The following is a 9,515-nucleotide window of genomic DNA, read 5'->3' on the forward strand; positions in this document are numbered from 1 at the left end:
ATTGATTTAGATGGAGGAGCCGCCACTCGCAGCAACCGCACTCAATTTATCAAAAGAATGGTAGAATTTGCCCAAAAAACCCAGTGGCAAATACGGCTCATTTACTACCCACCTTACCATAGTAAATATAATCCCATTGAACGGTGTTGGGCCGTCTTAGAGAACTATTGGAATGGGGCAATTTTAGATTCAATTGATGCGGCTCTTAATTGGGCTTCTAACATGACTTGGAAGGGCATAAAGCCTAAGCGTGCATTTGGTAGAAGGAACTTATGAAAAAGGGGTGAAGGTTTTGACTAAAGAATTAGAACAATTGCAACCTTTCAACGCAGCGTTCTGAAACTTTGCCCAAATGGGATGTGACGGTTCTACCCTCCTAGCTGGCATCTTATTTTTACGCAAGTCCCTTAGGCATCGAGCCAGTGGCGGCGCTGGGCGTTGGGGCGGCAGCCCTGGCTCTCGCCCCTCTCATTGGTGCTTTGGGTAATCCAGAGGTAGGAAAGTCTCTAGCAGACTCCGGCCGCGACCTCACCAAAAGTGGCATTAAATGGGGACTAGAAACGTTTGAGAAGGTGCAAGAAACTGTGGCTGAAGCCAGTGAGTCCTGGAATGATCTGGTAGCAGAAGCCGAGGCAGAAATTAGGACTGCCAAGAGTTCAGCCAAGCCCGAGGCACCCACAGAAGTGGAAATTGCCGAATAATGACCCAACCCGGTAGCTCCGGGGTAATCTCAGGAGGATAGAGGTAATGGCCAATCCAGATTCATCAGCCTCAGCAGGGGAACAAGTTACTCAAAATCCCGCCGATTTCCTAGCAGCTGCTGGCGAAGTGGCGAACCAGATAGCGAAGGCGGCAAAAACCGCAGGCGAAGCAGCCGCCCAGCAATGGCAAGCAGCAAGCGACTCCGTTCTCGAAGCCGCTAACCCCCTCCTCAAAGTCACCCAAGATGCAGGCCAAGCTCTCCTGGAAACGGCTGGGTCGGCGGTCAAACCCTTGGCTGAACAAGCCAATCAAGTCGGGCAAACCGCCCTGCAAACGGCAACGGCAACCGCAGAGTCCGTCGTCTCAGCTACCGGGCAAATCGCTGGCCAGATCAGCCAAGCAGTGCATCCAGCGGCCGTGGGTGGTGCTTTTCTAGGGATGTCGGCGGGACAAGTGGCCGGTGGAATGATCGGCGGGGCGATCGGCTCGGCGCTTGGACCGGGGGGGCGGTTTTGGGTGCTCAAGTGGGCGCTTTTGCTGGCAGCACCACCGGAGCAAAGTTAGGCTATGATGTCACCCACGAAATTTTCCGCCCCGAGCCGGACAAGGCTCAGGCGGGAGCAAATCCGATCGAGATCGCAGAACACCTCAGCAAGAAAAGCGGCGAGAAGCTCGGTGAAACCCTGGGGACTGCGGGGGGCGCAATTCTGGGTACGGTAATCGCTGGGCCTGCGGGCGGCATGGTAGGCGCTCTGGCTGGAGGGGTTTTGGGGGGACAGTTAGGAGAAGATACGGCAGTTGCCTTAAATCAACAAGTCGAGCAGCAAGGAAAGCCGTCTCAGGAAGCCTCGCCCGAACAGACAGACGTGAAAGATTGGACGATCAAGACAGGGAGTAGTTTTGTCGGGGAAACAGGAAGTGCTTTGGTCGGAGGGGCGATCGGCAAATTAGTCGCCGGTGCAGCGGGGGCAGAGATCGGTCGGAGCTTAGGAGCGCTCGCAACGCGCTCGCTACGCGAGACCGCTGGCAAGAAAATCGACTGGACATCTCAGCCTCAACCGAGTTCGCCTCCTCAACTACCCCAAGACGCTCAAGAGGAACTCCCCCATGTCAGCTAAAAACAAATTTTTGCTCTTGCTCCTGATCTTCGTACCGATCGCTCTTGCTGCTGAGTGGCTGAAGTTATTCTTAATCTTCGGGTGTGATAGTCGTGATATTTTTTCTCCAAAGTTTTGAAACTGCGCGGCAGAATTTGAATAGCATTATTCATGACTCGATCAATTTTAATCTCCGAGCGATATTTGCGAAAAGAAGCCGGTAAATTCCTTAACTGTTCCTGCACTTCTGCTATCACTAATTTCTCAACAAAATTGAGAGAAGGTTGGTTCATGAAGCAATTTTTTAGCGATCAAAAACTGATTCTATGTTAATACCGATCAATCAAGAATAGAGTGATATTCTCCCGTCGCAATGGTGATTTAACTCACCGTTTTATCCATGCTGATGGCCAAATACCGCCAATTTCGAGACCAGCTAGACCACTAGAAGCATTTATAATGGTTTTACCACGACTATCAGCCAATTTTATCGACAATTTACCTTTGAGGGTATCTTGACAAGCAAAACAGAGACCTTTTTCTGTGGGTACACGCACGCGATCGGGAGGATGATCACTGATCCCGATTAAGACAATGGTATAATCCTCGTTGGTTGCCCTCATTTCCCAGTATCCCCAGGGTTGCACTGTCCAAGTTAGTTGAGAATCCCAGATATAAAACTTATAAAAGCGATTTTGCCAGTGAATACCGATAATTCCCACCGATTCCGTCCAGTGGAGAACTTTCCGGGTAGAACCCACTGCGGTTAAGGTTAAATCGGGATTTTCAGGGAAAGCATTACAATTAATCCAAAACCACTTTTCGGGGAAAGAATAACCCCAATTTTTCTCGCTATAAAAAGGTACATTCTCAAATTGGTAATTTTTTCCCCCATAGGTAATCATTCCTGTTGCTAAACCATGAGCAGTTAAAATCTGCCAACCTGGGTCAAAAATCGGTAAATAAGATAATATTCCTGCTGTTGCTTGGGGTAAACGCTTGTTATCTCCCCAAGTGTACCTAGTTTCAACGCAATAATCCCATTGACAGATTTCTCCAGTGACAGGATCATAAATTCGTCCTTGCTGCTGGTGTGCCGTTGCTTGATAACCTTCTCGAACAGACTCAAAAAAATCTGACGGGGAAAGCAGACGGGGACGGATTTTTAAGTTAGTTTTTCCCCAATGGATAATGGCTAATTGCTGACGACTTGCCCAAAATTTATCCGTATCGGGAAAAGTGCGACAAAGATAATTAGATTCTATGGCTAAAATTTGTACCGCTCCGCCGCTATTGACTTGACCGCCCCTTGGGTCTTGAATAGAATACATAAAGGCGAATCCGTCGGCTAATTGCGGAATCATGACTCGGAAGTACCAACCTTCAAAGAATCGGGGAGTGATACCATCCCAATGGTAGCCAGAATGAGGGGGTTGTGAAGACATCTATGGGTTTATCTTTAGGTATTGATTTTGGCACATCGGGAGCGCGAGCGATTGCTATTGATTCTAGCAAAAATATCGTCGCTGAGGTTCATTATCCTTTCACCGATGCCAATTTTCAGGATTGGCAAAAGGCCCTATTTTATTTATTGGATAATCTAGGGGATTCGGTGCGTTCAGAACTTAAATCGATCGCGATTAATGGTACTTCCTCGACGGTGTTATTATGTGATAATTGGGGTAATCCTCTTTCTGAGGCAATATTATACAATGACGGGCGAGGAATTGCCTTTTTAGAAGCAATTAAAGCTATAGCACCCCCTCACCATCCCGTGATTAGTGCTACCTCCAGTTTAGCTAAATTACTTTGGTGGAGTGAACAAGAAATTTTTTCGCAAGCGCGTTATTTTCTCTCGCAAGCGGATTGGTTAGCATTTCTCCTGCACGGTAAACTGGGAATTAGTGATTATCACAATGCCTTAAAGTTAGGTTATGATCTTGAAAATCTCTGTTATCCCGATTGGTTAGAGAATTTACCGATGTTTAATTTATTACCGCAAATTTTTGCCCCGGGTACAGCGATCGATACTATTAAACCGGATTTAGTGACTCGTTTTGCTATCCCGAAAGATTGTTTAATTTATACGGGAACCACCGACAGCATAGCGGCATTTTTAGCCAGTGGTGCTAATTCTTTAGGGGATGCAGTGACATCTTTAGGTTCAACTTTAGTCTTAAAATTATTAAGTAGCCAGAAAGTTGATGATAGTAACTATGGCATCTATAGTCATCGTTTAGGAAATTTGTGGTTAACTGGTGGGGCATCCAATACGGGAGGAGCAGTGTTAAAGAAGTTTTTTTCTGATCAAGAATTGAGAAATTATAGTTTAGCAATAGATGGACAAAAAGAAAGTAATTTAGATTATTATCCTCTACTAAAAGCGGGCGAGCGCTTTCCCATTAATGATCCTTTTTTACCCGCAAAACTGACTCCTCGCCCCGATAATCCTCGAGAATTTTTGCATGGTTTACTAGAAAGTATTGCCCGCATTGAAGCTTTAGGTTATCAGCGTTTACAGGAATTGGGAGCCAATAAATTAGAGCGAGTTTATAGTGCCGGTGGTGGGGCAAAAAATTCGACTTGGAGAATAATTCGTCAGCGTCATTTAGGGGTTCCTGTGCTTTTATCTAAACAGGAGCAAGCGGCCTATGGTACTGCCCTATTAGCACAGCAATCGGTTACGCTATTGAAATAGTCTCATAAGTAGGGCTTGCTGAAAAAGTTTGTTGGTGGGGTTAGGAGTCGGTCGTCAGGAGTCAGTATTCAGGAGATAGGGTGATAGGGTTTTGGAGCGATAGGGTGATGAGACAGCTTCCCCATTTCCCCATTTCCCCACTTCCCCACTTCCCCACACCCCACACCCTACACCCTACACCCTTCGTTAATTAACCGTAATAGGGTGGCTCATTACCCGGTTTCCATTTGATATTACAGCCTAAACTGGGTTTTTGGTCCGTCGGCGCCGGTTGACCGGCTAAAACCTTGTCAATAGCGGTGCGGAGATCTTTGCCTGTCACCGGTATTCCATTACTAGGACGACTATCATCCAATTGACCGCGATAGACTAGAATCCGCTGACTATCAAAGAGGAAAAAATCGGGAGTACAGGCTGCCGTGTAAGCTTTCGCCACTTCTTGGCTTTCGTCATAGCATAAATTGAATTTAAAGTCAAGGGTTATCGCCATTTTTTTCAAATTTTCGGGCGAATCATCGGGATATTTCTCCACGTCATTAGAACTAATTGCGAGGATGCCCAGATTGGTGTTAGCATAATCGCGACCTAGACGGGTAAGTTCTTCTTGAATGTGTTTAACAAAGGGACAATGTTCACAGAGGAAGATGACTAACAGAGCGGTTTTAGCCGCAAAGCTGTCCAGAGAGATAGTTTCACCCGAAACCACATCGGGTAAGGCAAAACTGGGGGCTTTTGTCCCCAGATCTAACATTGTGGACTCGGTGCGTGCCATAAAGTTTATACTCTTTTCTATAGGGAGGACTGAGATTTTTATAGCATTTCATGCTTCATTGCGCAAATTTAATCCTTAGACACCATCAGTAAACAGTAAACAGTAAACAGTAAACAGTAATCAGTGAACTGATAAGCCATTGACCTATCTAAATTACTGGTTAGAGCTGCAGTAGTCATAGTTCGCAGTGTCCGCTAATTGTGGAATAAAACTACTACAGAAATTCGCCTCTTCATCAGTAGTTTAGCAGCAGATGCCCAAAAACACGCCGAGGTGATTCGCAGACATTGGAGTATTGAAAATAGTCTCCATTGGGTACTCGATATTACATTTAATGAAGATGCCAGTGGGATTCGTCTGGGGTATGGAGCGGAAAACCTAGATCTGTTGCGCCGTTTAAGTCATTAGTAGATTCAATGAGTATATCCATTTATCGAACTCTTGAGTCGAAATGACTGAGTTGCTTTCAATTTACACACATTACAGAAAATCAGAAATTAACCTTCCATACATTGTATCCAGTTCATAACATTCTGGAAAACTTACTGGTAAACTGGCAAACGGCAAACGGCAAACGGCAAACTGGCAAATGGCAAACTTACTGGAAAAATAAAATTATGGGAACTTTGCAAGCAAAAAACCACATCCTCAAACCTGTATTCATCATCATATCAGGATTAGCGATTACTCAAACTATTGGCTGTACAACTTTCAATAGCTATCATCAGAAAAATCAAGTAAACGCCCAAACACCTGCAAAACCAGCACCCCAAGAAATTGTACAAACTGGAGAAGTGCGCCCTTTACCTGGTAGTTTAGATAAAATACCTGTTTTTAATAGCAACAGTCCAGAGTGGATCAAAAATGAAGGTATTCTACTTTCTACTTTTACACCTAATAACAAAAAAGTTCCAGCCGCACATTTAAACTTTCCCATTCAAGGCAGATTTGATTTATTTGCTCATCATTATACCCACAATCCCAAGGATTTACAAACCTTATATATAGGAGTAATTTTACATAATCCCAGTAAAAAACCTATCACTATTAACATTTTACAAGGTGCGAGTTATTTAATGACAGAAGCACCGTTTGTCACCTTGCAACCCTACATAGAAAATAACGATGGTAAAGCATTTTCTGGACCAGGTGCAAGAGCAGTAGCGGATGTTTTGCGGGGAGTACGTCAAAAAGAATTTCCAGCAAGAATAGTCATTGCTGCTGGGGGAAGTCAAATGTTATTAAACCATCCTATCCCAGTCAGAAATTTAGAAAAACCTGTCAATGGGAGATCCAGTTTTTTCCGATTAAATAGCAGTGGTAAAATTTATGCAGCGAGTTGAGCCATGTTTGCGAAAAAAAATGCTGATGGTAGCGAGCGCGCACCCCCATTAAAAGAATGGCAAGACTTATTAAATAACGGTAACTTTGCAGGACCAAGAGATAAAACCCCCACACCCCCAGATGCAAAAGGAGGTCAATTAATTTACAGCAGAGTCGCAGGTATATCCGAAGGTGCAACATGGAAAGCAAACCTCACAGACAACACCAAAACCCAAACCCTGACTATTCCCGAACCAGGTAAAATTATTTCTTATCCCATAGCCAACTTACGGGGTGGAAGGTTAGGAACAGAACAAAGCCAAACCGCAAAAATGCTAGTGCGGTATCCTGATACTGCTTACGAAGCACATGGTAACTATGGGGTAGAATATCAACTCAACATACCTTTAACTAATAACACTAATAAAAATCAGACAGTTAGCATCACTTTAGAAACTCCATTAAAAGAAGATAGACTATCTGAAAAAGGAATTAAATTTAGAAAACCATCATTAGACTTTCCCTTTTTCCGTGGTACAGTGCGTTTAAAATATAGCGATGATCAAGGTAAACAACAAACCCGTTATGTACATTTATGGCATAGAACAGGGCAGGTTTTAGATCCTTTATTAAAACTAGATTTAAAACCAGGAACTCAACTAAAAGTACAATTAGATGTTATTTATCCACCTGATTCTACACCGCCGCAGGTGGTTACAATTAAGACTTTGGAAAATTAAAATAAATTGCAACAGACAAAAATCACTGACTGCCTTGTCTGTTACGGCGAACTGACAGGGGTTAATCTGAGAGGAAGCAAAAAAAAGGGCGTTGCTGAATCAAGGTATGAATGACAATCTTGCACCCATCCAAAAGTTAGTTTGGGTCTAGGTTTTAAAAATCCCACAAAAGAAGATTCATATCTCAAATCAGCAACGCGGGTTGAATGGTACTCAACCCCTCTTTCTTTCCCTCCCCGTTTATCTTGACTCTAATCTCGGAATTTAGCAACAGTTTTCTTGCCTTAAATCCCGGAATTAACCTACTGAAACTGATCTGCCCAATTTTCGATCACACGCTGACTTTCGCGAGCAATAACTAAAGCATTATCGGGGACATTTTTAGTGATAGTTGAACCCGCAGCCACGGTGACATTTTTTCCTAATTTTAAAGGGGCCACTAAAACACTATTTGCCCCAGTTTTTGTGCCACTGCCGATCAGAGTTTGATGTTTTTTCACGCCATCGTAATTAGCAGTAATTGTTCCCGCACCAACGTTCACTTTTTCCCCTAAAGTGGCATCTCCCAGATAGGATAAATGGGCAATATTGGTTTTATTGCCGATGCTACTTTTTTTAATTTCAACAAAATTACCGACTCGACAATTAGCCCCAATTTTCGCTTCTCCGCGCAAATGAGCGTAGGGACCGATGCGACAACCAGAATCCACCTGACTATCAGAAATCACCGAAAATAAGACGGTTACATCGCTGCCTATCCGACTATTTTCGATTAAACTCCCAGGACCTATACGACAACCAGAAGCGATTATCGTCTCACCGCGCAGATGGGTTTGGGGTTCGATAATCACATCGGCACTGAGGGTGACAGTATCCTCAATGGTGACACTATCGGGGTCAATTATGGTGACTCCAGCGGCCATCCAATCATCTTTGACTCTAGTTTGTAGGATATCATAGGCGGCGGCCAATTGTTTGCGATCGTTAATGCCGCTAATTTCTAAAAAGTCCTCCACATCCACGGCCATGACGGGATCGAGAAAATTGACCACATCCGTGAGATAATACTCACCTTGATCGTTATTGGGGGTTAAATTAGGCAGTATAGCCGCTAATCTTGACCAATTAAAGCAGTATATGCCTCCATTAATCCGGTGGTTTTGTCGTTGGGCATCGGTACAGTCTCTTTCTTCCACAATCTGCTTAACGAGATTATTGCCATCACAAAAAACTCGACCGTAACCTTTCGGGTTAGGGAGGTTAGCAGTTAAGAGGGTGGCAGCGTTACCATGGTCTTGATGAATCTGGAGAAGATTTTGCAAGGTTTCGGGACGCAATAGGGGAACATCGCCATTTAAGACCAACAAATCCCCCTGAAAGTCCTCTAAATGGGGGATTAACTGCTGAATAGCATGGCCAGTGCCTAACTGTTCCTTTTGTTCAACAAATTCGATATCATCGAGATGCTGTAGAGTATTTCGCACCTGTTGCCCTTGATAACCGATAATCACCAGTTTTCGCTGGGGATGTAAGGATTCGCTGACATTAAGCACCCGTTCCACTAGCGAGCGACTGCCGAGGGGATGTAAAACTTTCGGAAGACTGGACTTCATTCGGGTTCCCTTACCCGCCGCTAAAATTGCTACCGCTACCATGGTCATGCTTGCCAATATCGTTCGCGACTGAGTATATCGCACTCCGATCCCCTTGGTTGCAAGAATTTTTCCCCTCTTTCATCCTGTGCCAGTTGAGAAACTACCATAAAAAGGTTTTCTTTAAGACATTGTTAAGGTACTATATACAAATTGAAACAATTAAACATAATCAGCACTCTATAGATACCGCTATGACAACTGTACTAACTAAGGAATCCTCCGCCATGAAACAGATTCGCACCACCTACCAAGCTGACCAACAGGTGAAATACCTGCATCTAGAAGCGGAAATCGAGGTACTGCTGCAACAACTGCAAAACCTCAAGCGCAAAAACCAAGAGAATCAAAACCTAAATTAAAGAAAATTTCCCGGTTCTTCGTTACCTGGTATGGTTCGATAGGGGGGCATAAATCGACTAAATCCTTATCTGGCAAGAGACTTAATTGATTAGTTCGCTCTAGATCAAAAATAATTGACAAAAATCGCCAAATGCCTTTCTATATAAGGGTTCCATCCCTTATAACCCC

7 protein-coding genes and 5 pseudogenes are annotated in these 9,515 nt (G+C 44.2%); 7 read left to right on the forward strand and 5 right to left on the reverse strand.

Translation table 11 applies throughout. From position 1 onward, the window contains the following. From O9290_RS20975 to O9290_RS28295, 3 genes and pseudogenes are all read left to right on the forward strand, one after another. A pseudogene (locus tag O9290_RS20975) lies at positions 1-319 on the forward strand (ISAzo13-like element transposase-related protein); the annotation flags it as partial. A gap of 94 nt (positions 320-413) precedes the next feature. After that, positions 414-701: a DUF5132 domain-containing protein gene (locus tag O9290_RS20980; RefSeq protein ID WP_288059855.1), complete on the forward strand. Its 288-nt coding sequence runs from the start codon at positions 414-416 to the stop codon at positions 699-701. 46 nt (positions 702-747) lie between these two features. Next, positions 748-1,820: pseudogene (locus O9290_RS28295) on the forward strand (cell envelope biogenesis protein OmpA). Here O9290_RS28295 and O9290_RS20995 read toward each other — a convergent pair. Both O9290_RS20995 and O9290_RS21000 read right to left on the reverse strand, forming a co-directional pair. After that, positions 1,817-2,092, reverse strand: a complete 276-nt coding sequence (locus tag O9290_RS20995; protein ID WP_002756745.1) for a hypothetical protein — start codon at positions 2,090-2,092, stop codon at positions 1,817-1,819. The pseudogene O9290_RS28295 and the gene O9290_RS20995 overlap by 4 nt on opposite strands. 93 nt (positions 2,093-2,185) lie before the next feature. Then, positions 2,186-3,244 (reverse strand): tocopherol cyclase family protein, encoded by a 1,059-nt coding sequence (locus O9290_RS21000; RefSeq protein WP_288059845.1) that lies wholly within the window; start codon positions 3,242-3,244, stop codon positions 2,186-2,188. Positions 3,245-3,246: 2 nt separating this feature from the next. Between O9290_RS21000 and O9290_RS21005 the strand changes: the two genes are divergently transcribed. Continuing rightward, entirely contained in the window at positions 3,247-4,497 is a 1,251-nt protein-coding gene (locus O9290_RS21005; RefSeq protein WP_002756740.1) for an FGGY-family carbohydrate kinase, read from the forward strand. Positions 4,498-4,687: 190 nt separating this feature from the next. Here the strand turns inward: O9290_RS21005 and O9290_RS21010 are convergent, their stop codons facing one another. Further along, entirely contained in the window at positions 4,688-5,269 is a 582-nt protein-coding gene (locus tag O9290_RS21010; protein ID WP_002756739.1) for a thioredoxin family protein, read from the reverse strand. A gap of 207 nt (positions 5,270-5,476) precedes the next feature. Between O9290_RS21010 and O9290_RS21015 the strand changes: the two are divergent. Together O9290_RS21015 and O9290_RS21020 are read left to right on the forward strand one after the other, a co-directional pair. Next, positions 5,477-5,674: pseudogene (locus O9290_RS21015) on the forward strand (ISAs1 family transposase); the annotation flags it as partial. 107 nt (positions 5,675-5,781) lie between these two features. Then, positions 5,782-7,332: pseudogene (locus O9290_RS21020) on the forward strand (DUF3370 domain-containing protein). Positions 7,333-7,634: 302 nt separating this feature from the next. On the opposite strand, the gene glmU reads toward O9290_RS21020, so the two are convergent. Next, positions 7,635-8,987 (reverse strand): bifunctional UDP-N-acetylglucosamine diphosphorylase/glucosamine-1-phosphate N-acetyltransferase GlmU, encoded by a 1,353-nt coding sequence (glmU, locus tag O9290_RS21025; protein ID WP_288059853.1) that lies wholly within the window; start codon positions 8,985-8,987, stop codon positions 7,635-7,637. A 191-nt stretch (positions 8,988-9,178) separates the two neighbouring features. Here glmU and O9290_RS21030 point away from each other — a divergent pair, with 191 nt between their 5' ends. Then, positions 9,179-9,346 (forward strand): hypothetical protein, encoded by a 168-nt coding sequence (locus O9290_RS21030; RefSeq protein ID WP_002801704.1) that lies wholly within the window; start codon positions 9,179-9,181, stop codon positions 9,344-9,346. Here the strand turns inward: O9290_RS21030 and O9290_RS21035 are convergent. Next, positions 9,309-9,515, reverse strand: a pseudogene (locus tag O9290_RS21035) (hypothetical protein); the annotation flags it as partial. The gene O9290_RS21030 and the pseudogene O9290_RS21035 overlap by 38 nt on opposite strands.

It is taken from the genome of Microcystis sp. LE19-41.2A, assembly GCF_027530405.1.
Lineage (GTDB): Bacteria > Cyanobacteriota > Cyanobacteriia > Cyanobacteriales > Microcystaceae > Microcystis > Microcystis aeruginosa.